Annotated in this window: 25 protein-coding genes; 9 read left to right on the forward strand and 16 right to left on the reverse strand. The window is 73.1% G+C overall.

Features of this window, described 5'->3' with window-relative positions:
• Positions 1-11: 11 nt before the first annotated feature.
• From ABD944_RS22410 to ABD944_RS22465, 12 genes are all read right to left on the reverse strand, one after another.
• Positions 12-722, reverse strand: coding sequence for an urease accessory protein UreF (locus tag ABD944_RS22410; protein WP_345179438.1), 711 nt, complete (start codon positions 720-722; stop codon positions 12-14).
• Complete coding sequence (gene ureC, locus ABD944_RS22415) at positions 719-2,440, reverse strand: urease subunit alpha (protein WP_345179441.1); 1,722 nt, start codon at positions 2,438-2,440, stop codon at positions 719-721. Before ureC ends, ABD944_RS22410 begins: the two co-directional genes overlap by 4 nt.
• 6 nt (positions 2,441-2,446) lie before the next feature.
• The gene (ureB, locus tag ABD944_RS22420) at positions 2,447-2,878 is read right to left on the reverse strand and encodes an urease subunit beta (protein ID WP_425550312.1); all 432 of its coding nucleotides are present in this window, start codon (positions 2,876-2,878) and stop codon (positions 2,447-2,449) included.
• 24 nt (positions 2,879-2,902) lie between these two features.
• On the reverse strand, positions 2,903-3,577 hold the full coding sequence (locus tag ABD944_RS22425; RefSeq protein WP_345179442.1) for a sirohydrochlorin chelatase: 675 nt from the start codon (positions 3,575-3,577) through the stop codon (positions 2,903-2,905).
• A gap of 92 nt (positions 3,578-3,669) precedes the next feature.
• Entirely contained in the window at positions 3,670-3,978 is a 309-nt protein-coding gene (locus tag ABD944_RS22430) for an urease subunit gamma (RefSeq protein WP_345179443.1), read from the reverse strand.
• 34 nt (positions 3,979-4,012) lie between these two features.
• Entirely contained in the window at positions 4,013-4,987 is a 975-nt protein-coding gene (locus ABD944_RS22435) for an urea transporter (RefSeq protein ID WP_345179445.1), read from the reverse strand.
• A 195-nt stretch (positions 4,988-5,182) separates the two neighbouring features.
• Positions 5,183-6,763: a SpoIIE family protein phosphatase gene (locus ABD944_RS22440; RefSeq protein ID WP_345179447.1), complete on the reverse strand. Its 1,581-nt coding sequence runs from the start codon at positions 6,761-6,763 to the stop codon at positions 5,183-5,185.
• Positions 6,760-8,484 (reverse strand): sensor histidine kinase, encoded by a 1,725-nt coding sequence (locus tag ABD944_RS22445; protein WP_345179449.1) that lies wholly within the window; start codon positions 8,482-8,484, stop codon positions 6,760-6,762. The genes ABD944_RS22440 and ABD944_RS22445 overlap by 4 nt, the downstream gene beginning before the upstream one ends.
• Positions 8,485-8,488: 4 nt before the next feature.
• Positions 8,489-9,544, reverse strand: coding sequence for an ATP-binding protein (locus ABD944_RS22450; protein WP_345179450.1), 1,056 nt, complete (start codon positions 9,542-9,544; stop codon positions 8,489-8,491).
• Positions 9,532-9,942, reverse strand: a complete 411-nt coding sequence (locus ABD944_RS22455; protein ID WP_345179452.1) for an anti-sigma regulatory factor — start codon at positions 9,940-9,942, stop codon at positions 9,532-9,534. The genes ABD944_RS22450 and ABD944_RS22455 overlap by 13 nt, the downstream gene beginning before the upstream one ends.
• Positions 9,939-10,325 (reverse strand): STAS domain-containing protein, encoded by a 387-nt coding sequence (locus tag ABD944_RS22460; RefSeq protein ID WP_345179454.1) that lies wholly within the window; start codon positions 10,323-10,325, stop codon positions 9,939-9,941. The genes ABD944_RS22455 and ABD944_RS22460 overlap by 4 nt, the downstream gene beginning before the upstream one ends.
• Complete coding sequence (locus tag ABD944_RS22465) at positions 10,325-11,122, reverse strand: STAS domain-containing protein (protein ID WP_345179456.1); 798 nt, start codon at positions 11,120-11,122, stop codon at positions 10,325-10,327. Before ABD944_RS22465 ends, ABD944_RS22460 begins: the two co-directional genes overlap by 1 nt.
• Positions 11,123-11,498: 376 nt before the next feature.
• On the opposite strand from ABD944_RS22465, the gene ABD944_RS22470 reads away from it, so the two are divergent.
• From ABD944_RS22470 to ABD944_RS22480, 3 genes are read left to right on the forward strand one after another with little or no spacing between them, the layout of a single operon-like run.
• Positions 11,499-12,140 (forward strand): DUF1989 domain-containing protein, encoded by a 642-nt coding sequence (locus ABD944_RS22470; RefSeq protein ID WP_345179459.1) that lies wholly within the window; start codon positions 11,499-11,501, stop codon positions 12,138-12,140.
• 47 nt (positions 12,141-12,187) lie between these two features.
• Positions 12,188-13,318: an NADH:flavin oxidoreductase gene (locus ABD944_RS22475; protein WP_345179460.1), complete on the forward strand. Its 1,131-nt coding sequence runs from the start codon at positions 12,188-12,190 to the stop codon at positions 13,316-13,318.
• A 34-nt stretch (positions 13,319-13,352) separates the two neighbouring features.
• A complete protein-coding gene (locus ABD944_RS22480) occupies positions 13,353-14,219 on the forward strand; it encodes a polysaccharide deacetylase family protein (protein WP_345179462.1) in 867 nt (288 codons plus the stop codon).
• A 14-nt stretch (positions 14,220-14,233) separates the two neighbouring features.
• Here the strand turns inward: ABD944_RS22480 and ABD944_RS22485 are convergent, their stop codons facing one another.
• The gene (locus tag ABD944_RS22485) at positions 14,234-15,790 is read right to left on the reverse strand and encodes a PucR family transcriptional regulator (protein WP_345179463.1); all 1,557 of its coding nucleotides are present in this window, start codon (positions 15,788-15,790) and stop codon (positions 14,234-14,236) included.
• 156 nt (positions 15,791-15,946) lie between these two features.
• On the opposite strand from ABD944_RS22485, the gene ABD944_RS22490 reads away from it, so the two are divergent.
• Positions 15,947-17,329, forward strand: a complete 1,383-nt coding sequence (locus tag ABD944_RS22490; protein WP_345179465.1) for a cytosine permease — start codon at positions 15,947-15,949, stop codon at positions 17,327-17,329.
• Positions 17,330-17,712: 383 nt separating this feature from the next.
• Positions 17,713-18,159, forward strand: a complete 447-nt coding sequence (locus ABD944_RS22495) for a hypothetical protein (RefSeq protein WP_345179468.1) — start codon at positions 17,713-17,715, stop codon at positions 18,157-18,159.
• Between the two features lie 42 nt (positions 18,160-18,201).
• Here ABD944_RS22495 and ABD944_RS22500 read toward each other — a convergent pair whose 3' ends face one another.
• Positions 18,202-19,746, reverse strand: coding sequence for an AMP-binding protein (locus tag ABD944_RS22500; protein WP_345179470.1), 1,545 nt, complete (start codon positions 19,744-19,746; stop codon positions 18,202-18,204).
• Between the two features lie 38 nt (positions 19,747-19,784).
• Between ABD944_RS22500 and ABD944_RS22505 the strand changes: the two genes are divergently transcribed.
• The gene (locus ABD944_RS22505; RefSeq protein WP_345179471.1) at positions 19,785-19,946 is read left to right on the forward strand and encodes a hypothetical protein; all 162 of its coding nucleotides are present in this window, start codon (positions 19,785-19,787) and stop codon (positions 19,944-19,946) included.
• A gap of 61 nt (positions 19,947-20,007) precedes the next feature.
• Here the strand turns inward: ABD944_RS22505 and ABD944_RS22510 are convergent, their stop codons facing one another.
• A complete protein-coding gene (locus tag ABD944_RS22510; RefSeq protein ID WP_345179473.1) occupies positions 20,008-20,934 on the reverse strand; it encodes an NAD-dependent epimerase/dehydratase family protein in 927 nt (308 codons plus the stop codon).
• Between the two features lie 116 nt (positions 20,935-21,050).
• On the opposite strand from ABD944_RS22510, the gene ABD944_RS22515 reads away from it, so the two are divergent.
• Positions 21,051-21,623, forward strand: a complete 573-nt coding sequence (locus tag ABD944_RS22515; RefSeq protein ID WP_345179475.1) for a cysteine hydrolase family protein — start codon at positions 21,051-21,053, stop codon at positions 21,621-21,623.
• A gap of 52 nt (positions 21,624-21,675) precedes the next feature.
• Here ABD944_RS22515 and ABD944_RS22520 read toward each other — a convergent pair whose 3' ends face one another.
• Complete coding sequence (locus tag ABD944_RS22520; RefSeq protein WP_345179478.1) at positions 21,676-22,401, reverse strand: hypothetical protein; 726 nt, start codon at positions 22,399-22,401, stop codon at positions 21,676-21,678.
• A 314-nt stretch (positions 22,402-22,715) separates the two neighbouring features.
• On the opposite strand from ABD944_RS22520, the gene ABD944_RS22525 reads away from it, so the two are divergent.
• Complete coding sequence (locus ABD944_RS22525; RefSeq protein ID WP_345179479.1) at positions 22,716-24,284, forward strand: cellulose binding domain-containing protein; 1,569 nt, start codon at positions 22,716-22,718, stop codon at positions 24,282-24,284.
• A gap of 126 nt (positions 24,285-24,410) precedes the next feature.
• Positions 24,411-24,845: a Fur family transcriptional regulator gene (locus tag ABD944_RS22530; RefSeq protein ID WP_345179481.1), complete on the forward strand. Its 435-nt coding sequence runs from the start codon at positions 24,411-24,413 to the stop codon at positions 24,843-24,845.
• The last annotated feature ends 58 nt before the right edge of the window (positions 24,846-24,903 follow it).

Genomic DNA, 24,903 nt, shown 5'->3' on the forward strand with positions numbered 1-24,903 from the left:
GTGTCAACGGATCAGGTGACGAACAGGCGGGCGTCCGCCCGCTCGTGCGCGGCCGAGACGACGTCGGCGACGGGCACCGAGCCGTGCAGCTCCCGCGGGTCGCGGACGGCGAGCGCCGCCCGCGCGACCCGGGCGAGGTCCGGGCGGACCTCGCACAGCAGCCGCTGGGCGCGGCGGAAGTCGGTGCGCCCCAGCCGCACCGCCGCCGCCGTCCAGCTCGCGGCGAAGGCGTACAGGTCGGCGGCGACCGCGTGCGCCGCGGACACGCCGAGCCCCGCGTAGAGCGCGCCGACCACGACCGCGTGGTTGCCCGGCGTGGTCCTGTCCGCCACCAGCTCCGCCAGCCGGGCGGTCTCGGGCGCGGGGAACGCGAAGGCCGCCGTGTCCAGGACCTGCCGTCCGGTCCGGGTCGAGGCGGCCCGCTGCTCGCGGTTCAGCTTGATCGCGTGCAGCCGCCGGTCGACGCGGACCAGCTCGTCCCAGCCGGCCTCGCGGGCCGCGCGGTGCGCCAGGACCAGGGCGGCCGCGTCCGCCGGGCCGACCGCGTTGTCCAGCAGGTCGGTCAGCAGCTCGCGCAGGTTCTCCGGCCCGGTGATCTGGAGCTGGACGTACCCCTCCAGACCGTGCGACAGCGTGTACATCCCGCTCGGGAAGCCGGAGTCGGTGAGCTGGAACTGGGCCAGCAGCGGATCCAGGTCCGCGGTGGCCGGACGTGCGCTCATGCCAGGAAGAAGAGCCGGTTCAGCGGCAGCTTCGTGGCCGGCTCGATGTGCGCGGGCTCCCCGTCCACCGTCACCTTGTAGGTCTCCGGATCGACCTTGATCTCGGCGAGCGTCGAGTTGCGGAGCATGTGGCGCTTGTCGACGGTCCGGCACTGGCGCACCGGCCGGATCAGCCGCTTCAGTTCGAGGCGCTCGGGCACGCCCGCCTCGATCGCGGCGCCGGACATGAAGGTCGCGCAGGTGCTCGACAGCGCCCTCCCGAAGGCCCCGTACGTCGGCCGGTAGTAGACGGGCTGCGGCGTCGGCAGGGACGCGTTCGGGTCGCCCATCTGCGCCCAGCTCACCATGCCGCCCTTGACGACCATGGACGGCTTGGCTCCGAAGGAGTGGACCGGCCACAGCACGATGTCGGCGAGCTTCCCGTCCTCCAGGGAGCCGATCGTGTCCGCGATCCCGGAGGCGCGGGCCGGGTTGATGGTCAGCTTGGCCAGGTAGCGCAGCACCCGGAAGTTGTCGTTGCGGGACGAGTCCTCGGGCAGCGCGCCCCTCTTGTCCTTGTTGTGGTGGGCGACCTGGAAGGCGCGGGTGAACGACTCTCCCACCCGGCCCATCGCCTGGGAGTCCGAGCCGATGATGCTGATGACGCCGAGGTCGTGCAGCACCGTCTCGGCCGAGATCGTCTCGGCGCGGACCCGGCTGTCGGCGAACGCCACGTCCTCGGGCACGTCGTAGCTGAGGTGGTGGCAGACCATCGTCATGTCCAGCAGCTCGTCGACCGAGTTGGCGGTGTAGGGCAGTGTCGGGTTCGTGGAGGCCGGGAGCACGTTCGGCTCGCCGGTCACCCGGAGGATGTCGGGGGCGTGCCCGCCGCCCGCGCCCTCGGAGTGGTAGGTGTGGATCGCGCGGCCGTTGATCGCGTTGATGGTGTCCTCGACGAAGCCGGCCTCGTTCAGGGTGTCGGTGTGGATGTTGATCTGGATGTCCAGCTCGTCGGCGACCGACAGCGCGCAGTCGATGACGGCCGGGGTGGCGCCCCAGTCCTCGTGCACCTTCAGCCCGGCGGCGCCCGCGGCGATCTGCTCCTCCAACGGGCCCGGGAGGCTGCTGTTGCCCTTGCCGTAGACGGCGATGTTGATCGGGATGTCCTCGTAGGCCTGGAGGATGCGGGAGATGTTCCACGGGCCGGGGGTGGTGGTGCAGCCGCGGCTGCCGTCCGCCGGACCGGTGCCGCCGCCGACCAGGGTCGTGATCCCGTTGCTCAGCGCGTGCTGGGCCTGCTGGGGCGTGATGAAGTGGACGTGGGTGTCGATCCCGCCGGGCGTGGCGATGAGGTTCTCACCGGAGATCACCTCGGTCGTCGCGCTGATGATGAGACGCCGGTCGACGCCGTTCTGGGTGTGCGGGTTGCCCGACTTGCCGATTCCGGCGATCTTCCCGTCCTTGATGCCGATGTCGCCCTTGACGACGCCCAGCACCGGGTCGAGGACCACCGCGTTCGTGATCACCAGGTCCAGGGCGACCGACCGCCCCGACGCCGGGTCGGCCGACATGCCGTCGCGGGCGGTCTTGCCGCCGCCGTACTGGGCCTCGTCCCCGTAGTGCCCCTCGGTGTGGTCCTTCTCCACCTCGACGACGAGGTCGGTGTCCCCGAGGCGGAGCCGGTCGCCGACCGTCGGGCCGTACATGGACGCGTACTGCTGACGGCTCATCGTGGTCATGGCGACTCAGCCCTTCTTCCCGGAACGGGAGGATTTCGTCTTCCTGGACGTCTTCTTCGGCGGCTCGACCGGCTCGTCGAGATAGCCGCGCTTGTGCATCCGCCGCAGCGCCGTGCGGTGGGCCTCGCTCGACCGGACGCTGCCGTTGAGCAGGCCCCCGAACCCCACCAGCCGCAACCCCCCGCCGTACTCGACCAGCGTCACTTCCTTGGTGTCTCCGGGCTCGAATCGGACCGCGGTTCCCGACGGGATGTCCAACCGTTTCCCGAACGCCTTGTCGCGTTCGAATCTCAGCGCCCGGTTGGTCTCGAAGAAATGGAAGTGCGAACCGACCTGGACGGCGCGGTCGCCCGTGTTCTGCACCAGGATGGTCTCCCTGGGCTGACCGGCGTTCAGTTCGATATCGCCCTCGCCGTACATGTAGACGTCATCCGACATGGACCTCTCCTTTCATGTCCGCCATCACCCGACGTGGATCTCCCGGAGATGACCGTGATCCTGCTCATGGCCGTGCCCGTGGCCGTGGCCGTGGCCGTGGCCGTGCCCGGGAGCGGCGGGCGCCAGCCCGTCGTCGCCGTCGCCGCTCCACCGGCGTTCCGCTTCGGCCACCCGTGCGCGGACCAGCGCGGCGAGCGAGGCCGGTCCGAGGAGCGGGCCCGCTGTCCGCACGCCGTCCCGCCGGGGCGCCGGCACGAAGGAGGCGGGCACGAGGACGACGTCGTCCGCCCCGAGCCGCCGGCAGCGCTCGACGCCCTCGTCCACGTCCGGCTCACCGCCCGTCAGCGCCACCTCCACCCACCGGACGGGCGTGTACTGCCACACCAGCCGCGCCACCCTGAACAGCTCGGCGTCGGGCTCGGGCCCGGCGGCGGGCGCCACCAGCAGGACCGCCCGCTCCCCCGGTCCGTCGAGCAGCGTCCGGGTGACCTCGCCCCTGATCCAGCCGACCAGGTGCTCGGCCGTGCCCAGCGGCCGGGCCAGCAGCAGGTCTCCCGGCGCCCGCTCCCGGGCCGCCCACCTCAGGGTCTGCGCGGTGACGACCGGCAGGTCCGGGTCGCGCCCGAGCGTCATCGGCACCGCCACGAGGCGGTCGCCCGGCCGCAGCGCCGAGTGCAGGTCCCGTCCCGCGGCGCGCACGCGCGGGCCCCCGGGACCGGCCAGGTCCGGAAGGCACCGGCCCTGGCGGCTCTCATGCCCGCCGACCAGGACGACCCGGCGGCCGCCGGACACTATCTGCCGCCGACCGGGTCGTGGCAGGAGACCAGCTTGGTGCCGTCGTCGAAGGCGGCCTCGATCTGGATCAGCTTCAGCATCGCGCGCACGCCGGGCAGCACGTCGCCGGGCCCGACCACCCGCTTGCCGAGCTCCATGCACTCGGCGACGGTCCTGCCGTCCCGGGCCGCCTCCACGATCGCGGAGCTGATCAGCGCCACCGTCTCGGCGTAGTTCAGCTTCAGGCCCCTGTCCCGGCGCTGCTGCGCCATCTGAGCGGCGGTGAAGAGGACGAGCTTGTCCATCTCCCGCGGGGTGAGGTTCATCGGTTTCCCTTCCGCGCCCGACCGCCGCCGGCGGTCACCCAGCGCGCTCGATCTTGTTGAACATCGGGACGGCGGCGAGGAACACCCAGGTCACCAGCACGAACGGCCAGGTGAGGGTGTGGCCTCCGACCACCTCGAACAGGGTGCCGACGCCGGCCGTCAGGCCCGCCGCCGCCACCGTGCCGACCACGGCGTAGGCGGCGCTCAGCGAGGTGACGACGACGAAGGTGCCGAACAGCGCGAGCCCGGTCAGCACGGAGTTGTAGCCGTACAGGCCGGCCCCGAGGTCGGCGGCCTGCGCCCCCAGCGCCCAGCCGGTGAGCAGGCCGATCAGGCTGGAGACCAGGGCCACCAGCCCCGTCACCCAGCCGGCGACGACCAGGCCGGCCAGGAAGATCAGGCCGACGTACCACTTGTCCTGGAAGAACACCTGGCCGACGCCGTTGAACGTGCCCTTCCAGAAGTAGGTCCAGGTCATCGCCGTGCCGGGAGCGGACGCGGACGGCGGGGCCGAGCCCGCGTGCTCCGCCCACACCCGGCCGAGGGACGGCCCGCCGATGACCATCACGGACGTGATCACGCAGAAGGGCGCGGTGAACGTGGGCAGGTCGTACGGGGCGAGGACCGCCCGCAGCGCCGAGGTGAGCACGCTGCCGGCGATCGCGCCGCCGATGACCAGCAGGACCGTCATCCACCGGGCGTTCAGGTAGAGCACCAGGCTGACGCCGATCAGCGTGCCGCAGAAGCCCTCCAGGCCCAGCGAGGTCCGGTCCCGCCAGGAGACGCCGAGCAGGTGGGCGGTGAGCGTGGCGACGACCGTCCCCAGAAGCCCGTAGGCGCCGAACTGCCAGCCGCCCGCGAACAGGGCCGCGAGGAAGATCAGACCGGTCCAGTGGTTCGGCTGGAAATCGACCTGCGCGATGCCCCTCGGAATGGTGAGAAGGTAGTCAAGGCCTCGCCGCCGCTCCGGTTCCGCTTCCGGTTCCGACGGATCCGGTGCCGAGGACAAGTGCACTCCCTAATGGCCCGCGCACGATCGCGGAGCGTGGATTCCCGTACGCCTCGCCTGATTCCCGCTGCCTCGATCGACTAGCTCAAGGGAGTGCACGTTTTGGGTCAATCACCGCGCACGCGATCGGGTCGGATCCCGCCGCCGGCGTTTCACGGGGACGGTGACTCCCGGCGATTCCTCGGCGCCTCTGACTCAGGCGTCGCGGCGCAGGACGATGAGGGCGACGTCGTCCTCGCGGTGGCCGAACTCGGTGATGATGCGGTCGCTGTAGGCCTCCAGGTCGTCGTCCACGTCGGTGGCGAGGACCCGGAGGCGTTCGAGGTTGGCGGCCAGGGAGACCGTGCGGTCCTCGACCAGCCCGTCGGTGATGAGCACGACGGTGCCGCCCGGCGGGACGGTCGTCTCCTCGAGGCCGAGACGCTCGGCGGGGAAGCCGAGCAGGAGGCCGCCCCGGCCGCCGTACTCGGCCAGCCCCCCGGCGATGTGGAGGGGCGGCAGGTGGCCCGCGTTGGCGACCTGGAGCCGTCCCGTGCGCGGGTCCAGCGACATCAGGCACATCGTGGCGGTCTGGTCGTCGTGGTAGCGCTGCATCACGGTGTTGAGCAGCCTGAGGATCTCGGTGATGCCATGGCCCTCCGCGGCGAACGCGCGCATCGCGTGCCGGAGCTCCGCCATGACGGTGGCCGCGTGCAGGGAGTGCCCCTGCACGTCGCCGATGGCCACCAGGACGTCCTCGCCGCGGTCGATGACCTCGTAGAAGTCGCCGCCCACCTCGGCCTGGTCGCTGGCCGGCTCGTAGCGGACGCTGAACGCCCAGCCGGGCATGGCGGGGTGGACGGCGGGCAGCAGGCTGCGCTGGAGCGTCAGGGAGATCATGTGCTCCTCGGTGTAGGAGCGCAGCGCCTCCATCGCCAGCGCCACCGCCTGGCCCAGCTGGCGCAGGAGGTGGGTGGCGTCCTCGTCGGAGGCGCCGCCGGCCTCGATCGCCACCCCGATCGCGGGGCGGCCGGGCTTGGCCCGCGAGGTCACCAGCAGGACCTCGCCCTTCGGCTCGCTGTCGGGCAGCAGCTCGCGCCAGCGCGCCACCGGCACGGCCGCGATGCGGGTGCCGGTGTCGTCGCCGAGGCCGGTCGCCGCGGCGAGCCGCGCGGGCACGTCGGGAGGGCAGGGCCGGTTCCACGGCTCGCCGCCCAGATTGGCCGTCCTCCTCACGTGGCCGTCCGGGGGGAGGATGTACACCGCCGCGGGGGACGAGAAGATGTCGAACGCGCCGCGCGCCGCCACCGCCGCGAGCCCGTCGAAGGTCGTGGCGGCGTTGATGGCCAGCGAGGTGCTGGTGAACGCCGCCATCCGCTCGGCGATCCGCTCGGCGCGGCGCCGGGCCTGGTAGTAGCGCAGGACCGCCTCGGCGGTGGCGATGAACTCGCCCGGGTCGATGGGGTCGGTCATGTAGGCGTCGGCGCCGCGCCGCAGCCCGTGGGTGCGGTCGGTGGCCTCGACGGCCGTGGCGGAGATGTGCACGACGGGCAGCGACGCCGTCGCGGGGGCGGCCTTGATCTGCTCGCAGACCTCCATGCCGTTCGCGTCCGGCAACTGGACGTCGAGGACGACCAGGTCGATCTGGTGCTCGGCGAGCCGTTCCCAGCACTGGGCGGCGGTGGCGGCCTCCACGACGATGTGCCCGGCGCGGCGCAGCCAGCTGCCGATGATGTAGCGCTTGGTCTCGTTGTCGTCGACGACCAGGGTGGTCGCGGTGGGGATCACGTCGGTCATGGCGTCCGCGCCGTTCGCCGGGCCCGGGCCCGCGCCACCGCGTCGGCGAGCATGACCGGGGCGAGCTGGGCCTGGTCGAGGACGGCGTCGACGCGCTCGGGCCGCGTCCCGTCCGAGGCGGCCGCGTCCGACGGGGCGATCTGCACGACGGCGGTCCCGGCGGGCGGCCCGCCGGGTCCGCCGACCGCGTCGGCGGCGGAGATGCCGGGACCGAGCAGGATCAGCTCGGGCGGGTCGGAGGAGGCCGCCAGGTCCTGGACGGTCTCCGGGTCGCCAGCCTCGCTGACGCGCTCGGCGGCGTCGCCGATCATGTCCCGCAGCAGCCGGCGCGCGGCGCCGTCCCCGTCGGCGACCAGCACGTGCGCGAGGCGGAGCTCGGCCAGGCCGAGGTACGGAGGAAGGCGCAGCGTCACCGTCGTGCCCGCGCCGACCTCGCTCTCCAGCGTCAGATCGCCGCCGAGGGCGTGGGCGAGACGGCGGGAGTAGGTCAGGCCGAGCCCCGTTCCCCCCGGCTTGCCGCCCGGCACCTGGTAGAACTCCTCGAAGACGCGTTCCTGCTCGCCGGGCGGGATGCCCATCCCGGTGTCGGCGACGACGAACTCCAGGTGGCCGGGTGCGCGCCGGGTCGTCAGGCGCACCTCGCCCTCGTCGGTGAACTTCAGCCCGTTGGCCACCAGGTTGCGCAGGATCCGGGTCAGCATCACCTCGTCGGTGACCAGGGTGAGGGCCCCCGCCTCGGCGGCGTCCACCTGGAGCCGCACTCCCGACTGCTCGGCCATGGGCGTCATCAGGTCCGCCAGCTGCCGCAGCATCAAGGAGACCTCGACGAGGGTGCGGCGCGGCGCGAGCCGCCCCTGTTCGGCCTTGGCCATGTCCAGCAGCTCGTTCACCAGGGAGAGCAGGGTCTCGCTGGCGCCGGCGATCAGCGAGACCTGGTGCCGCTGCTCCTCGGTGAGGGGTTCGGCCGCGGGGTCGAGGAGCAGCCGGGCGAGCCCGATGACGCCGTTGACGGGCGTGCGCAGCTCGTGGCTGATGTTGGCCCAGAAGCGGTTCTTGGCCTCGCCCGCCTCGCGGAGCTGGTCGGACTTCTCCTCCAGCTCGGCGTACAGCGCGACCACTCCCCGGTTGGTCTCCTCCAGCTCGGTGGAGAGTTCGTTGTAGAGGGCCATCACGCCCTGGTTGGTCTCCTCCAGCTCGGTGTTGAGCGCGCGGAGCTCCTCGCTCTGCCGCCGGACGTCCTCCAGCGCCTCGACCAGCTCGGCGTTCTGGGTCCGCAGTTCCTCCAGCGCGGTGGCGGGCTGCAGGCGCGCCAGCCGGGCGCGCAGGTCGGCCAGCGTCGCTCCCGCCACCGCGACGGCGTCGGCGGGCAGGTCCTTGGCGAGGCGGACGGTCCGCTTCGCCTCCAGCCCCGTCTCCTCCACCAGGTCCATGAGGCGCGCGGCGGCGGCGTCGCCCTCCATGGGACGGCGGTCGCCGCGCGCGGGCGCGTACTCCAGGTCGATCAGCAGCCGCGGCACGGGACGCACGTCGAGGCAGAAGACCACCGCGACGCTGCCCGAGTGGGCCACCAGCTCCCGGCCGACCTCGCTGAGCGCGGTGGCGACCCGCACCTGGTCCTGGACGTCCAGCCGGACCGCCGCGGCGACCTGCCGGCCGGCCTGGCGGAGGGCGAAGACCCCCTCGTCGTCGGCCACCCGCAGGCGCAGCAGTTCCTCCGGCATCGGCTCACCTCCGTCCGGCGGTGGTCACGGCCAGCACGCAGCGGTCGTCGTGCCGCACCCCGGCGGAGCGCAGCAGGTCCGCGGCGATGAGCAGCGGCTCGCGGGAGGGCCCGGGACGGCCGGCGGGGCCCCACTTGTCGGTCAGCCCGTCGGAGTGCAGCACCACGGCGGCGCCCTCCGGCAGCTCGTAGGCGTGCTCGCGCAGCGTCCGGGTCTTCGCGCCGGCGATGCCCGGCACCGAGATCATGCCCTGCCGGCGGTCGGGACCGACGATCCATCCGGCGACGTTGCCCAGGCCGGCGAACCGCACCGCGCCCGCCGCCGGGTCCACGGCCGCCACCGCGACCGCGCCGCCCCGGGTCGCCCCGAGGCGCTGGTGCACCTGGCGCAGCAGGTCGAGGGGGCGCGCCGGCAGCACGGCCTCGCGCATCGCCGTGACGGCCTCCCGGCCGGCCCGCGCCGCCATCGGCCCGTGCCCGAGGCCGTCGCAGACCATCGCGTAGACCGTTCCGCCGTCCAGCCGCGCGGCGTAGGCGTCGCCGCACTCCTCTTCCCCGTCGATCGGCCGGGTCAGCCCGGCGAAGGGCGGGCCCGGCGCCGGGCCGGCCTCCCTGCCGGCGGACCGCGTGAACCCGGCGTACAGGACGGTGCCGGCGCCCGGGAGCGAATGCATTCCGGTGCGGTCGGCGAGCCGCTCGATCGACCCGAGCCCCAGGCCGAGCGTGCCGGACGTGGAGTGCCCGTCCAGGCGGGACGCGCGGACATCGGTGATGCCGGGGCCCCGGTCCAGGCACACGAGCTCCAGCGAGGCCTCCTCACCCGTCCGGACGATCCGTACGAGCATCTCGCCCTGCACGGCGTGCTTGGCGAGGTTGGTGGCCGCCTCGGTCACCGCGAGCTGGATCTGCCCGAGGCGCTCCCCCGCGAAGCCGAGCCTCCCGGCCAGGCGGGCGGCGTGGCGCCGGGCGCCGGCCGCCGCGCTGGGCTCCTCGGCCCGCAGCCATACCGCGTCACCGGGCGGCGGGCTGGTCATCCATCCGGTGCCGGTCAGCGGATCCACTTGGTCACCGTCACCGTGGTGCCCCTCCCGACCTCGGTCTCCAGCTCGAACTCGTCCGCGAGGCGCCGCGCGCCCGGCAGGCCCAGGCCGAGGCCGCCCCCGCTCGTCCACCCTTCGGTCAGCGCCTGCGCCACGTCGGGGATCCCGCCGCCCGAGTCGGTGAACACCAGCCGCACCCCGGCGCGTCCCCGCGCGTTGACGACGGACTCCACGCGCGCGGAGCCGCCTCCGCCGTGCACGAAGGTGTTGCGGGCCAGCTCGCTGGCCGCTGTGACGATCTTGGTCTGGTCGACCAGCGACATCCCCGCCGACGCCGCCGCGGCCCGCACGAGCTGCCGCACCCGGACCACGTCGTCGTTGGAGGTGATGGGGACGGAGTCACCCGCCGGAGTCGTCACCGAGCGTCCACGGCGCCGGGGGCGATGGCCGGCAGCGGCGCGCCGAGCAGGCGCATGCCCTTCTCCAGGTCCAGGGCGGTGCGGACGCCGCCCAGCGACAGCCCCAGCTCGACCAGGGTGATCGCCACCGCGGGCCGCATGCCCACCACGACCGTCTCGGCGTCCATCAGCCGCGACATCGAGGCGATGGTGGCGAACATCCTGCCGATGAACGAGTCCACGATGTCCACCGCGGTGATGTCGATGATCACACCGCGTGCGCCCGTCCTGACGATCCGGTCGGCCAGATCCTCCTGGAGCGCCAGCACGGTCTGGTCCTGCAGGTCGATCTGGATCGACACCAGCAGGACCTGGCCGATCTTCAGAATCGGCACGCGCTCCATCAGGCCCCCGCCCCGGCGACGACCCGGGTGCCGTTGCGCTCCAGCGCCCACTCCAGGGCGTCGGCCAGGGAGGCCTTGGTCGGGATGTCGCCGAACTCGATCCCGAGCGCCACGATGGTCTGGGCGATCTGCGGGCGGATGCCGGAGATCACGCAGTCGGTGCCCATCAGCCTGGCCGCCATCACGGTCTTCAGCAGGTGCTGGGCCACCTCGGTGTCCACGGCCGGGACGCCGGTGATGTCGATCACCGCGAACTGGGAGCCCGTCTCGACCAGGCGCTCCAGCAGGGTCTCCATCACCACCTGCGTGCGGGCGGAGTCGAGCGTGCCCACCAGCGGGACCCCGAGGATCCCCTCCCACAGCTTCACCACGGGCGTGGACAGTTCGAGCAGCTGCTCGGTCTGGTCGGCGATGACCTGCTCGCGCGCGGCGGCGTAGGTCTCGAAGGTCAGCAGCCCCAGATCGTCGATCTCGGAGGAGAACGCCGCGAACTCGGCGTACGCCGCCACGTCGCCGAGGGCGCCGACCTGCTCCAGGACCGCCTGCTTGATCGAGAACACGCTCACCGCGGTCTCGCTGGGGCTGAATCCCTGCCGGGCGCGGGTGCGGGAGATCTCGGTCAGCGCGGCCCGGAGTTCCGCGGCCGCCTCCCGCTCTCCGCCGGTCGCCTTCTCGATCAACCCGTACAGCTCGGAGAGCTCGGCCCGGAGCTCACTCTCCGTGATCCGGCCGCGCACCCCCGCGACGACCAGGTTGACCCACCGGTTAAGAATGACATCCCGCCGGGAGCGCAACATCTCGGGGAGATGTGCATCGCCTGTTCCCTTGCTCAACTGCCGTGTCCCTCTCTGCCCGCCGCACCTTCATCACGCATGAACGCTGCGGGAAGAGTACCGCCCATATCAGAGAGAAACGGACCAGGCGCCATGATCATTCAGAGCGGGCGGCGGCGTGGCTCCGGCCCGGGCCGCGTCCGGCGAGCGGGCCGTGGACCATGAGGCGACCGACCGGCGGCCCGCTCCGCCGGTTACCGGCCGTGACCGAGGGTGCATGGCCGCCATCGGCCGCGCCCCGTGCGGGCGCGAAGCGGGCACGCCGGAGGGCGGGCCGGGCACTGGCCCGTCCAGGACGGTCGACCATGGATGAAGGTCCACCCGACCTCTACAAGCCTGGATGAAGCTCTATGGCCAGGGCGGTCCGGCCGGTGGTGTGCTGTCCGGCATGGTGACGATGGGACGGACGATGGTGCCCGCCGGAGAAGGCCGGGCGGTGCGGGTGGGCGCCGGGCGGCGGGTGCGCGTGGTGGACGTGGAGGGCGGCCAGGTCGGCGACCTGTTCGCGTTCGCCGCGGACGACCCGCGCGAGCATCTGAGCGCCGCGCACACCCGCAGCGTGACGAGCCGGCTCTTTCCCCAGGTGGGTGAGTCGTTCGTCACTGATCGGCGCAGGCCGATCCTGACCCTGGCGGACGACACCTCCCCCGGCTCGCACGACATGCTGATCGCCGCGTGCGACCCCGCCCGGTACGAGGGGCTCGGAGCGCCGGGGCACGCCTCGTGCGCGCGGAACCTCGAATCGGCGCTGGCGGGGATGGGGCTGTCGACCGCCACCGTCCCGCAGCCGGTCAACGTGTTCATGCGGATCCCGGTGGAGGCGTCCGGACGGCTGCGGTGGCTGGCCGCCGAGAGCCGGGCCGGGGACGCGATCACCTTCGAGGCGGTCATGGACTGCGTCGTCGTCGTGTCGGCGTGCCCGCAGGACCTGGCCGGGATCAACGCCGACGGCCCGACCCCGATGGCGATCGACGTCCTGTGAGACGGACCGGCCCCGACCCGGTCCACGGAACGAGAAGGAGAGCGAAGATGACCGTGAAGATCGCGCATCCGGCGCTGGAGCCGGGACGAGCCGGCGGGCTGCGCACGTCCAACCGCCTGGTGGTGGCGCCGATGACACGCGTCTCGGCCGCGCCGGACGGCACCCCGACCCCCGAGATGGCCGAGTACTACACGGAGTTCGCGCGCGGCGGCTTCGGCCTGGTCATCACTGAGGGGACCTACACCGACACCGTCTACAGCCAGGGCTACCTCAACCAACCGGGCCTGGTGTCGGAGCGGCACGTGGCCGCTTGGCGAGAGGCCACGGCCGGTGTGCACGAGGCCGGGGGCTCCATCGTGGCCCAGCTGATGCACGCGGGCGCGCTGTCGCAGGGGAACCCCTACCGCGACGACACCGCGGGGCCGTCCGCGGTGGTGCCGCAGGGCGTCAAGATGCCCGAGTACGGCGGGCACGGCCCCTGGACGGCCCCCAAGGAGATGAGCCTGGACGACATCAGGCAGGCCGTGGACGGTTTCGTCGCCTCGGCGGCGAACGCCAAGCGCGCCGGGTTCGACGGGGTGGAGGTCCACGCCGCCAACGGCTACCTGCTGGACCAGTTCCTCACCGACTACACCAACCTGCGCGAGGACTCCTACGGCGGGCCGGTCGCCTCCCGGGTGCGCCTGGCGGCGGAGGTCGTCGCGGCGATCCGCGCGGAGGTGGGGCCGGACTGGAGCGTCGGGGTCCGGGTGTCGCAGACCAAGGTGAACGACTTCCGGTACCGCTGGCCCGGCGGCGCCCACGACGCGGAGGTGATCTTCGCCGCGCTGGCCGAGGCGGGCGCGAGCTACCTGCACGTCGCGAGCGAGGGGCGCAACTGGCTCGAATCCGCGCGGCTGGACCGGGGGCTCACCGTCACCGGCCTGGCCCGCCGGGTGAGCGGCCTGCCGGTGATCGCCAACGGGGGGATGCACGATCCGGACCTGTCGGCGCAGGTCCTGGCGGACGGCCACGCCGACCTGGTCTCGGTGGCCAGGGGCGCGCTGGTGCACCCCGACCTGCCGCGCCGCCTCGCCGAGGGCACGCCGTCCGAGCGGTTCGACCATGCGATGCTGTCGCCGATGGTCACCCTGGACAACGTCCGGCGCTGGCGGCTGGCGGCCGGTGCGGACGCCTGATCCGGCGGCGGAGGGCGAGGAGAGGGGCGGGGACATGGCCGGAAGCTGGCACGGCGGGGCCGCCGCGGTGGTCGCCCTGGGCTTCGACGTGGACGCCGAGACGCCGGTCCTCGCCCAGGGCGGCCGGTACGCCGCGCACGCGAGCACGATGTCCCACCAGGCCTACGGGCCGGACGTGGGGCTCCCCCGGATCCTCGAACTGCTGGACGACCTGGAGGTCCCGGCGACGTTCTTCGTGCCGGGCTGGGTGGCCGAGCGGCGCCCGGGGCTGGCCGCCTCCATCGTCGAGCGCGGGCACGAGGTGGCGCACCACTCCTACTCCCACCGTCCGCCCACGTCGATGTCCCCGGAGGAGGAGCGCGCGGACTTCGAGCGCGCCCTGGAGGTGTTCGCCGGGCAGGGCATCGAGATCACCGGGCACCGGGCGGCGCTGTGGGAGGCGTCCTGGACGACGGCGGAGCTGGTGGCCGAGCACGGACTGCGCTACGACTCGTCCCTGATGGGCGACGACCGGCCCTACCGGGTGCCCACCGCGGCGGGCGAGATCGTCGAGCTGCCGGTGCACTGGTCGCTGGACGACTGGGAGCAGTACGCCTACCTGCCCGAGCCGCACGTCGGGGCGGTCATCGAGTCGCCGGGCAAGGTGCTGGAGCTGTGGCGGGCGGAGCTGGACGGCATGCGGCACTACCGGTGCCTGTTCAACCTGTGCGTGCACCCGTTCCTGTCCGGGCGGCCGGGCCGGGCGCTGGCGCTGCGCCGGTTCATCGAGTACGCGCGGGAGTGCGGTGACGTCGCGTTCGCCCGCTGCCGGGACGTGGCGGAGGCGGCGCTCGCCGATCCGGACGTCCGGCCGCGTCCCCACCGCCCCCCGCGGGTGGACCCGGACGTCCACCCCCACTGACCGCCCGCGCCGGGTCAGGCCATGTCGGCGGCCCGCAGGGCCAGGAACAGGTCGACGCGGTCGGCGGTGCGGGCGGTGTCGCGGCCGGTCAGCTCGGCGATCCTGGCGAGCCGGTTCCGCAGCGTGTTGACGTGCACCCGCAGGGCGGCGGCGGTGGCCTGCCAGTGCCCGTCGTGGTCCAGGAACGCGCGCAGCGTGGCCTCCAGCTCGCCGCCCCGCCGGGCGTCGTGCTCGCGTATCGGCGCGAGCACGCCGTCCGCCAGGGTGCGCAGGGCGGCCGCGTTCTGCGTCCCGAGCAGGAGCCGGTGGGGGCCGAGCTCGGCGAAGGTCCGGACGGCGGGCCCGGCGCCGCCCCGCCGCAGGGTGCGGCAGACCTCGCGCGACCTGATGAGCGGTTCGCGCAGCCCCGCCGGCCCCCGGGCGGTCCCGCCGAGGCCCACGACGGCGCGGTGGCCGGGGAAGCGCTCCCCCACGGCGGCGGCGAGGCGCTCGGCGAGGGGCGCCGCCTCCCGCTCGCCGTGCCGCCACGACAGGACCGCCACCACGTCCTGCGACCCGGCCGCCACGACGACCGGGACGCCGGCGGAGACGAAGAACTCGCCGACCACCTCCGCGAGTCCGGGCAGGGTGGCCTCCGCGCCCGCGAACGCCGTCGTCCACACCGCGAGCGGCCCCTCCGGGTCGACGCCGAACGCGCGCAGCCGGCCGGGGACCTCGGCGTCGCGGCTGCCCCCCGACAGCACCATCTCCAGCAGCTCGCTGGCGAACCGCAGCTCGATCGCCTGCACGGCCTGCTGCTTGGCGACCTCCAGGCTGAGGAAGCGCGCCGCCTGGTCCAGCGCGTCCTGCTCGGCGCGCGTCAGCTCGCTCACCGGGCGCAGGCAGATCAGCGCCGCGTCGACGTCGCCGACCGCGCCGACCAGGTACAGCGCGGCCCGTCCGGCGGCGCCGAGGTCGAGCTCCAGGGGCGGCGGACGGCGGGTCAGCCCCGTGGCGACCGCGTGGAGCTGGGCGGCGTCCAGCTCCGTCCCCGCCGAGGCCAGCAGGCGGCCCATCCGGTCGACGACCGCGAGCGGCAGCTCGTGGTCGCGGCGCAGCACCCGCAGGACGCCGGACGCGCCCGCACCCCGCGAGATCGCCGTGGCCAGCGCGTCCCCCCGGCGCACCATGCCGACCAGCGCGCCCTGCCGCTCCTCGCTGTAGCGGGTGGCGACGGCCTCGGAGATCGCGGTGAACGGCACCGCCGCCGCGATCTCCAGCAGGGGCACGCCCGCGTCGCGGCAGGCGTCGACCAGGTCCTGCGGGGTGGCGGGGCGCTCCGGGCGCAGGCCGAAGACGATGCCGGCCGCGCGGGCCCGCCGGACGTTGGCGACGAACCCGGAGGCCGCGATCCGGTCGTCCCACAGGCCGTTGGTCAGCACCAGCTCGCGCCGCCGCACGTAGCCCGAGGGGTCCGGCAGCTCGGTGTTGTGGACCCAGGCGACCGGCTCCTCCAGGGCCCCTTCAGGGCCCGGAACCAGGACCCTGAGGCCCAGCGACTCGTCTTCCAGCAGGGACGCCAGCGTGAACACCCTGTAAATCTATCCATCCCCTGAGTTCGACGATAGAGGTTTCTCTACTTCTGGACGGGACGGCGCGGTGCTTTGGTGTGCTGTACGTTACGGACGGAGGAACCCATGTCCAGCAACGAATCCGCATACCGAGGCCCGGCAGCCGAACCGGTTCGCTTGGAAGATCAGGTCCGCTTCGACGAACACGGCATCGAGCCCATCCCGGCCTCCGCCCGCGACTCCACGCCGTGGCAGCAGTTCTGGATCTGGTGCGGGGCCAACATCGCGCCGATCAACTGGGTGCTCGGCGCGCTGGGCGTCACGCTCGGCCTGAGCCTGGTGGAGACCCTGGTGGTCGTCACCCTCGGCAACCTGGTGGGCTGCGCGGTCTTCGGGCTGTTCAACGTGATCGGCCACCGCACCGGCGTCAACCAGATGGTCCTCGGGCGCGGGCCGTTCGGCCGGCGCGGCGCCCTCGTCCCCGGCCTGGTGCAGGGGCTGCTGACCATGGGCTGGGTCGGCGTCAACACCTGGGTGGTGCTGGACCTGGTGATCGAGATCCTCGCCCAGGCGGGGGTGCACGGCGGCACAGGGCTGCGCTACCTGGTGGCCGGGCTCATCATGGGCGCCCAGCTCCTCCTGGCCCTCTACGGGTTCTACGCGATCCGCACGTTCGAGAAGTACACCGTCCCGGCCACGGTCCTGGTGATGGTGGTCATGACCGGGCTGGCCCTCGCGCAGGCCGACCTCCACTGGACGGCCTCCACCGCGACCACCGCGGGCGACAAGTTCACCGCCGTGACCCAGCTGCTCACCGCCATCGGCATCGGCTGGGGCATCAGCTGGCTGCCCTACTCCGCCGACTACAGCCGCTTCGTCCGCCCCGCGGCCTCGGACCGGTCGGTGTTCTGGTCCACCGCGCTCGGGATGTACGTCCCCACCGTGTGGCTGGCCGCACTCGGCGCCTGCCTCGCCAGCGCGGGCGACGGGGGCGACCCCTCCAGCCTCGTGACGGGCGCGTTCGGGGTGATGGCCGTGCCCGTCCTGCTGCTGATCATGCACGGGCCCGTGGCGACCAACATCCTGAACCTGTACTCGTGCTCGCTCGCCGCGCTGTCGGTCGGCATCCGGGTCGCCCGGTGGAAGGTGACGCTGGTGGCCGGGACGGTGGCGTCCCTGGTGCTGGTGGTGTTCGTGCACGCCGACAGCTTCGCCCAGGCGTTCGACCACTGGATGGCGTCCATCCTGGTGTGGATCAGCCCGTGGGCGGCGATCGTCCTGGTGGACTTCTTCGTCCTGCGGCGCGGCCGGATCGACGTGTCCGCCCTCTACCGGGACGGCGGCGCGAACGTCCGGGCCCTGGTCAGCCTGGCGCTCGGGCTGCTGGCGGCATGGGCGTGGCAGTTCGGCACGGTGCCCGCCCTGCAGGGCCCGATCGCGCGGACGCTGGGGAACACCGACTTCTCGTGGCTCTCGGGCGCCCTGGTCGCGGGCGGGCTGCACTACGCCCTGGCGCGCCGAGCCCACCGGAAGGCCGCACCGATCGGGACGGCCGCCTGACGGGAGTTCCGCGCCCTCCACGGTGAGCCGCCGACGCCACGGCGCCGGCGGCTCACCGTGCGCGTCCGCCCGGATGCGGACCGCCGAGCTCGACGCATCCTCAACGGGCCAACCATGTCTCCTGCACGACAGGTCGGCGCATGGCGGCCCCCCTCCACTGGGAATGATGCAGGCGCCCTCGCTCGTCGAATTTTCGCTCGCCCGACCCTGAAATCGAACATATGATCGAGTGAGTGAGACGCGCAGGGACCGGCCCGGGGCGCCCGCCGGGCCGGTCGGACCTTCGACGTAAGGCGGACATGCCGATGGCCTTCTCCTCCGAGGTGCTCCCAGCCGCCGTCCAAGCGATCAGCAGCGCCCCCTCCCGCCAGCACCCCGTCGTTATGATCACTTGCGCCCCGGACGGGCGGCCCCGGGTCTGCGTGCCCGACTGGGGAGAGCTCCGCGTCCTCGACGACCGGCGCCTGCGCGTGGCGGTCTGGCCGTCCGACCCCACCGCGGCCGACCTGGACCGCGGCACGCCCGTCCTGTTGATCGTCACCGCCCTGTCCGAGGTCTACCTGGTCCACGCCACGCCCGGCCGCCTGGAGAACGCCGCCATGGTGTGGGCCCACTACGAGCTCACGATCACCTCGGCGCGCCTCGCCGACCGGGGCACCGCGCCGCCCCTCCCCCGGGACGCCGAGGACGCCACGGAGTACCTGACCCAACGCCCCCCGAGGCGGGCCAGAACCCACCACCGCCACCCCGGCCAGCGCTCTCCCTGGGCCCGCCCTACGGAACCCGAGGGAAAGGCAGACCACCGCCACACCGAACGCGCCCACCCCTGACCGGACGAGAGCCGGCGGCCGCGGCACCCGACCGCGGCCGGATCAGGTGAGGTTGGAGGGGCGGGATTCCCAGTAGGGGGCGCGGAGTTGGCGTTTCAGGGTCTTGCCTGAGGGGTTGCGGGGGATCTCCGCGAGCCGGTCGAAGCCTCTGGGGGTCTTGTAGGCGGCCAGGTGCTCCCGGCAGAAGTCGCGGAGCTCGTCGTCCGTGGCGACGGCGTCCGGTGCCGGGACGATGGCGGCGTGGACGGACTCGCCCCATTCGTCGGACGGGACGCCGAACACGGCCGCGTCGGCCACCGCCGGGTGGGCGGTGAGGACGGCCTCGATCTCGGCCGGGTAGATGTTCATCCCGCCCGAGATGATCATGTCGGTGCGGCGGTCGCAGATGTAGTAGAAGCCCTCCTCGTCGCGGTAGGCGATGTCGCCGACGGTCAGCCAGTCGCCGCGGCCGGCGTCCCGGAACTTGCCCTCCGCCTTGTAGTAGGCGTTGAAGGTGCCGGCGCCGCGCACGTAGAGGTCGCCGGGGACGCGCGGCTCCTCGACGGGGCGGCCGTCCTCGCCGAAGAGCGCGATCTCCACGCCGGGCGCGGCGCGGCCGCAGCTTCCGGGCTTGCGCATCTGGTCCTCGGGGCGCAGGACGGTGTCGACGCCGAGCTCGGTGGAGCCGTACACCTCGAACAGGGAGCCGTCGCCGATGCGGTCGACGTACCGGCGCTTGAGCTCGAACGGCCACGGGGCGGCGTTGGCGATGACCCGCCGCAGCGAGGAGAGGTCCCTGCGACGGATCGCCTCCTCCGGCAGGTCCACCACGCGGCGGATCGGGGTCGGCGCGGAGAACGTGGTGGTCACCCGGTGCCGCTCGACGAGGTCCAGCCAGCGTTCGGGGTCGAAGTCGCGCATCACGACCACGGTCCCGCCCATGAGCTGGACGATCAGCATGAAGCTCATCGGGCCCGAGTGGTAGAGCGGGCCGGTGGTGAGGTAGACGTCGCCGGGCTCGAAGCCGATCTCGCCGACCAGCCCGAGGACCAGGGCCGGGTCGGGCTCGCCCCGCACGACGCCCTTCGGCCTGCCGGTCGTCCCGGAGGTGTAGAACATCGAGGTGCCGGCCGCGGGGTCGGCGCCGCGGGCGACGGGCTCGGTTCCCGGGCTCCGGTCGGCCAGGGCGTCGAGCGAGGACGCCCAGTCCGGCGGCGCGGAGCCCCAGGCGAGCCAGGCGCGGACGCCGGCCGCCAGGCCGCGGGCCGCTTCGAGCTGGGGGGCCTGCTCGGCGTCGAACACCACCAGCGCGGCGTCGGCGTTCTCGACGACGTAGGCCGTCTCCTCCGGTGTGAGGCGGTAGTTGAGCGGGACGCCGACGGCGCCGCACTTGCGCAGGGCCGAGATCAGCGCGACGACCTCGGTGCTGTTGCGGCCGCACCACACGACCTTGGTCCCGGCCCGGACGCCGTGCTCGACCAGCAGGTTGGCGTACCGGTTCACGAGGGTGTTGAACTCCGGGTAGGTCAGGCGCCGCTCGCCCTCGACGACCGCGATCTTCGAGGGGGCGGCGGCGGCCGTCGCCGCCAGCGGGTCTTCGGCGGGCATGGTGATCGACCTCCTGCGGGGGGGGTTCACATGGGCCGGTGCGCCAGGGCGCGCTCCAGCCGCTCCTGGGCGCGGGCCGCCTGCCGGGCGCGGTAGGCGATCGGCATGTACCGGACGGCGCGGGCTCGCCGCGGCGCTCCCGCCCGTCCGGCGGGCTCGCGGGCGTCCCCTCGGTCACCGTCATCGGCGCGACCTCCTGACGAAACGACTCCTGTAAGCTAAACCCGAATAAGGAGTCGCTTACAAGTCGCGCCCCCGCCGCTAGGCGCCGACCGCGGCGCGGAACCCCTCCCGCCAGCTCGCGTACCGCGGCTCCCAGCCGAGCTCCTTCTTCGCCTTCTCGTTCGAGACGCCCCGCGCGCTGGTCATCTGGGCCACGACGAACTCTCCGGCGAGCAGCCGCCCGAGCCACGCGGGCACCCGCAGCGGCGGCTTCGCGCCCGCCACCTCGGCGAGGTGGGGCAGCCACTCCGCGACGGGCGCCGGGTCGTCGTCGGCGACGTTGTACGCGCCCGGCTCGCCGCGTTCGATCGCCGCGAGCGTCGCGGACGCGGCGTCGGCGCAGTCGATGAACGACCAGACCCCGGCCCCGCCGCCGACCACCGGCATCTGCCGCTTCCGCACGAGCTCCACCATGGAGTCCGAAGCGCCCGGCCCGTAGAAGGTGCCGTAGCGCAGCACGATCCCCTCCGGCGCCTTGAGCCGCACGGTCTCGTCCACGTACCTGATCGCCGCCACCGTCCGCTCGGCCGACGGGACCGGCCGCGTCTCGACCGGGTCGTCCTCGGTCTTCACCGGGCCGCCGGAATGCCCGTAGAGGAAGTTGTGGCCCTGCGCGACGACCCGGCGGACGCCCGCGGCGTCCGCGGCCTCCAGCAGGTTGTCGGTGCCCCGCGTCCGCAGCTCGTTGGTCGCGGCGAACACCCGGTCGACCCTGCGCAGGCTCCGCATGTCCGCCAGCGCCGTCATCTGGTGGACGATCACGTCCGGCGCCGCGGCCCGCACCGCCGCGACCACGGCGTCGCGGTCCAAGCCGTCCAGGACCACCGGCTCGGCGCCCGTCCCGCGCAGGACCGCCGCCCGGGCGGGCGACCTCGTGGCGGCCGTGACCTGGTGGCCCGCCGCGATCAGCCCGGGGACGAGGTGGCGCCCCAGCGCTCCCGTCGCTCCGGTGACGAAGACTCGCATCCTCTTCTTCCTTCCCTGGAATGCCTCTCCCCTCAAGACGCCCCTCCCTCCGGGTCTGTGACATACCGGCACCGCCTTTCCGCGACGGGCCTGGGAGAACGCCGCGGGCGGCGGTCATGATTGCGATCCTCCCCGCCGGGCAGGGCACGTCCGTGAGCACGAGCGCACTGATCGTCATCGACATGCTGAACCCGTACGAGCACGAGGACGCGGACGCGTTGATCGAGAGCGTGCAGGAGATGGTCGGCCCGCTGCGGCGCCTGCTGGACGACGCCAGGCGGCGCGACGACGTGCGCGTCCTGTACGTCAACGACAACTACGGCGACTTCTCGGCCGACCGGAGGGACCTCGTCGACCGCGCGTTGAAGGGGCGGCGGCCCGACCTGGTCGAGCCCGTCGTCCCGGAGCCCGGCTGCGGGTTCATGTCCAAGGTCAGGCACAGCGCCTTCTACGGGACCGCGCTGGAGTACCTGCTGTCCCGCGAGAAGGTGGAGCAGGTCGTCCTCACCGGCCAGGTCACCGAGCAGTGCGTCCTCTACAGCGCGCTGGACGCCTACGTCCGGCACTTCCAGCTCCGGGTGGTCCGGGACGCGGTGGCGCACATCGACGCCGGGCTCGGCGACGCCGCGCTGCGCATGATGGAGTCGAACATGCGCGCCGAGATCGTCACCGCCGACCGCTGCTTCTGAAAGCGGAGAACGCCCCGCCGGACGGGCGGGGCGTTCTCGTTTTCCGGACCGGTCAGCGCACGTCGACGAAGTCGTCGGCGGACTTCTGGCGGTCGAAGTTGCTCGTGCCGGGGAAGTAGGCGCGCCAGTAGCCGTCCTGCTTGGCCGTGAACGCCTTCTGGAACCGGCCGTCGCGGGCGGTCTTGGCCGATCCCATGTACGTCCAGGACGCGGAGCCCTGGGGACGGAAGTAGACGCGGATCGTCTTGCCCGGGTACACGGTGTATCCGGTGGCGAAGTCGTTGAGTCGCTTCAGGCGGCCGGACACGGCGATCGGGCGGCCCGCGCGCACGGGCTCGGGCGCGGCGTTGTAGCTCTGGATCGCCGTGTCGAACTTCTCGTACCAGTAGTCCTCGCGGCTTCCCAGTGCCTTGCCGCTCGCGTTGTAGGCGACGACCCGGACGCGCCAGCGTCCGAGGTCCTCCACGTGGCCGGGGCAGCCGACGGACCAGCCGACCTGGTCCTTGGCCAGGACCCGCTTGTAGACGCGGCCCGCGGGGATCCGCCCGTCGGGGTCGATCAGATAGGCCCTGGAGTAGGCGACCGAGGGACCCTGGGTGCCCCACACCCACACGTCCATGGCGCAGGACGCGTTGTAGTCGCCCTTGCCGACGGAGAGGCGCTTCGGCACCTCGACGCGGAACTGGAGCGACTCGGCTTCGGCGGCGGTCGCGCCGCCGGCGAGCACACCGGCGGCGACGGCCAGCGCGGCGGCGGCGGAAACGGTTCTGGGGGGCATCGACGCACCGTTCTGTCAGGGTTCGAGATTCGACGATCATGCCAGCGCCCTCCGCCGCCCACCAGCGGATCCGCGGGGGCGCGCGGCCGGACGGACTTTCCGGGGTCCGACCGGCCGGTTCGGTCCGGGAGCAGGGGTGGTCGGACGGGCGTCCGGGCGGGCCGCGATCGGTGTGCGCCAGGGTCTTGCGGGGCGGCGGGCGGGTGGTTACGGTGCATTCGAGTTTTATAGGAAAGTTTCCTATCAGATCGCGCGCGACCGACTCGGGGTTCGGGGGATTCCCGCTCGTCCACGTCTCCTACCCGGGAGTGACATTGCGAAGAAGAAGGCTTCTCCCCGGTTTCCTGCTCACCGCCCTCTGCTCCCTCGTGCTCGCCCTCCTCGTCCCCGTCCAGGCCGGCGCCGCCGCCTCGGTGACGGCGACCTTCGCCAAGGCCTCCGACTGGGGCTCGGGGTACGAGGGCAGGTACACGATCAAGAACGGCACCGCCTCCGCCGTCACCGGCTGGAAGGTGGAGTTCGACCTGCCGTCCGGCTCGTCGGTCGGGACCTACTGGGACGCGCTGCTCACCAAGTCCGGGCAGCACGCCGCGTTCGCCAACCGCGAGTACAACGGGAGCGTCGCCGCCGGCGCCAGCGTCACGTTCGGCTTCATCGTCAACGGGGCCGGGGCGCCGCAGAACTGCACGGTCAACGGCGCCTCCTGCACGGGCGGCGACACGCCTCCGCCCGGCACCCCCTCCGCCCCCGGGACGCCGACCGTGACGGCCAGGACCGACACCTCGCTGACGCTGTCGTGGCAGGCCTCGTCCGGCACGGTCACCGGCTACCGCGTCTACGAGGGCACGGCGGTCAGGGCCACCGCGACCGGGACCGGCGCCACCGTCGGCGGGCTGACCGCCTGCTCGGACCACACCTACACGGTGAAGGCGTACAACACCGCCGGCGAGTCGGCGGCGAGCGGCCCGGTCACGGCCACCACGACCGGCTGCACGGAGCCGCCGCCCGCCAGCCGCCGCGCCGCGCCCTACCTGTACATGGGCTGGGGCGACCCGCCGAGCCCCTCCACCGTCATGAGCGCCACCGGCATCAAGTGGTTCACGATGGCGTTCATCCTGTCCAGCGGCGGCTGCAACCCCGGCTGGGACGGGCAGCGCCCGCTCAAGGGCGGCGTGGACGAGCAGGCGATCTCGCAGATCCGCGCGGCCGGCGGCGACGTGCTGCCCTCCGTCGGCGGCTGGTCGGGCAACAAGCTCGGCCCGAACTGCTCCACGCCCGAGGCGCTGGCCGGCGCGTACCAGAAGGTCATCGACGCCTACGGGCTCAAGGCCATCGACATCGACATCGAGAACAGCGACGAGTTCGAGAACGCCGCCGTGCAGGACCGCGTCCTCGGCGCCCTGAAGATCCTCAAGCAGAACAACCCGGGTCTGCAGACGATCCTGACGTTCGGCACGACCACCACCGGGCCGAACTACTGGGGCAAGCGGCTCATCGACCAGGCCGCGGCGCTGCAGGCGAACGTGGACGTCTTCACGATCATGCCGTTCGACTTCGGCGGCGGCGCGGACATGTACGGCAGCACCGTCAACGCGTCCGAGGGCCTGAAGACGGCGCTGAAGTCGGCGTTCGGGTGGTCGGACGCCACCGCCTACTCGCACATGGGGATCTCCGGCATGAACGGCCTGTCCGACCAGCAGGAGCTCACCTCGACCGCCACCTGGACGAAGATCCGCGACTGGGCGAAGTCCAAGGGCCTGGCCAGGCTGGCGTTCTGGTCGGTCAACCGGGACCGGCCCTGCCCGGGCGGCGGCGTCGCCGAGAACTGCAGCGGCACCGACCAGCAGCCCTGGGAGTTCACCAAGATCACGGCCGGTTTCTGACCGTCCCGCCGGCGGCCCGCGTCCCGGCTCGGGGGACGCGGGCCGCGCCCGCCTCCGGCCCGCCCGGCTAGACTTGCCTCATTTGTTGTCTTAAACGATTCGCGTTTACGAGGAGGGTTCGGCGCCATGACCGCGTCCCAGACCCCGTCCGCCGCCGAGGAGCTGCGCGGCGCCGGACTTCGGGTGACGGCCGCCCGCGTGGCCCTGCTGGACACCGTCCGGGCCGGGGACCACCTCGGCGTCGAGGCGCTCGCCTCGGGCGTGCGCGACCGCGTGGGCCACATCTCCCTGCAGGCGGTGTACGAGGCGCTCCACGCGCTCACCGCGGCCGGGCTGGTCCGCCGCATCGAGCCGGCCGGAAGCCCCGCCCGGTTCGAGGGCCGCGTCGGCGACAACCACCACCACCTGGTGTGCCGGAACTGCGGCGCGATCAAGGACGTCGACTGCGCCGTGGGGCACCCGCCCTGCCTGGACCCGGTGGACGACGCCGGCTACCTCATCGACGAGGCCGACGTCACGTTCTGGGGCCTGTGCCCGGCCTGCCGGACGGACGCCGGCTGACCCGGGCCGCGCCCGGGCCGCGCCCGGCCCGCACAGCCCCGTGACGGCGTCCGGGCCG

Origin of the sequence: Actinomadura verrucosospora (assembly GCF_039540335.1) — a bacterium.
Classification (GTDB): Bacteria; Actinomycetota; Actinomycetes; order Streptosporangiales; family Streptosporangiaceae; genus Spirillospora; species Spirillospora verrucosospora.

Coding starts and splice junctions, on each gene's coding strand:
- ABD944_RS22410 (WP_345179438.1), bottom strand. CDS start 722: ATGAGCGCACGTCCGGCCACCGCGGACCTGGATCCGCTGCTGGCCCAG.
- ureC (WP_345179441.1), bottom strand. CDS start 2,440: ATGACCACGATGAGCCGTCAGCAGTACGCGTCCATGTACGGCCCGACG.
- ureB (WP_425550312.1), bottom strand. CDS start 2,878: ATGTCGGATGACGTCTACATGTACGGCGAGGGCGATATCGAACTGAAC.
- ABD944_RS22430 (WP_345179443.1), bottom strand. CDS start 3,978: ATGAACCTCACCCCGCGGGAGATGGACAAGCTCGTCCTCTTCACCGCC.
- ABD944_RS22440 (WP_345179447.1), bottom strand. CDS start 6,763: ATGACCGACGTGATCCCCACCGCGACCACCCTGGTCGTCGACGACAAC.
- ABD944_RS22445 (WP_345179449.1), bottom strand. CDS start 8,484: ATGCCGGAGGAACTGCTGCGCCTGCGGGTGGCCGACGACGAGGGGGTC.
- ABD944_RS22460 (WP_345179454.1), bottom strand. CDS start 10,325: ATGGAGCGCGTGCCGATTCTGAAGATCGGCCAGGTCCTGCTGGTGTCG.
- ABD944_RS22465 (WP_345179456.1), bottom strand. CDS start 11,122: ATGTTGCGCTCCCGGCGGGATGTCATTCTTAACCGGTGGGTCAACCTG.
- ABD944_RS22470 (WP_345179459.1), top strand. CDS start 11,499: ATGAAGCTCTATGGCCAGGGCGGTCCGGCCGGTGGTGTGCTGTCCGGC.
- ABD944_RS22475 (WP_345179460.1), top strand. CDS start 12,188: ATGACCGTGAAGATCGCGCATCCGGCGCTGGAGCCGGGACGAGCCGGC.
- ABD944_RS22480 (WP_345179462.1), top strand. CDS start 13,353: ATGGCCGGAAGCTGGCACGGCGGGGCCGCCGCGGTGGTCGCCCTGGGC.
- ABD944_RS22495 (WP_345179468.1), top strand. CDS start 17,713: ATGATCACTTGCGCCCCGGACGGGCGGCCCCGGGTCTGCGTGCCCGAC.
- ABD944_RS22500 (WP_345179470.1), bottom strand. CDS start 19,746: ATGCCCGCCGAAGACCCGCTGGCGGCGACGGCCGCCGCCGCCCCCTCG.
- ABD944_RS22510 (WP_345179473.1), bottom strand. CDS start 20,934: ATGCGAGTCTTCGTCACCGGAGCGACGGGAGCGCTGGGGCGCCACCTC.
- ABD944_RS22515 (WP_345179475.1), top strand. CDS start 21,051: ATGATTGCGATCCTCCCCGCCGGGCAGGGCACGTCCGTGAGCACGAGC.
- ABD944_RS22520 (WP_345179478.1), bottom strand. CDS start 22,401: ATGCCCCCCAGAACCGTTTCCGCCGCCGCCGCGCTGGCCGTCGCCGCC.
- ABD944_RS22530 (WP_345179481.1), top strand. CDS start 24,411: ATGACCGCGTCCCAGACCCCGTCCGCCGCCGAGGAGCTGCGCGGCGCC.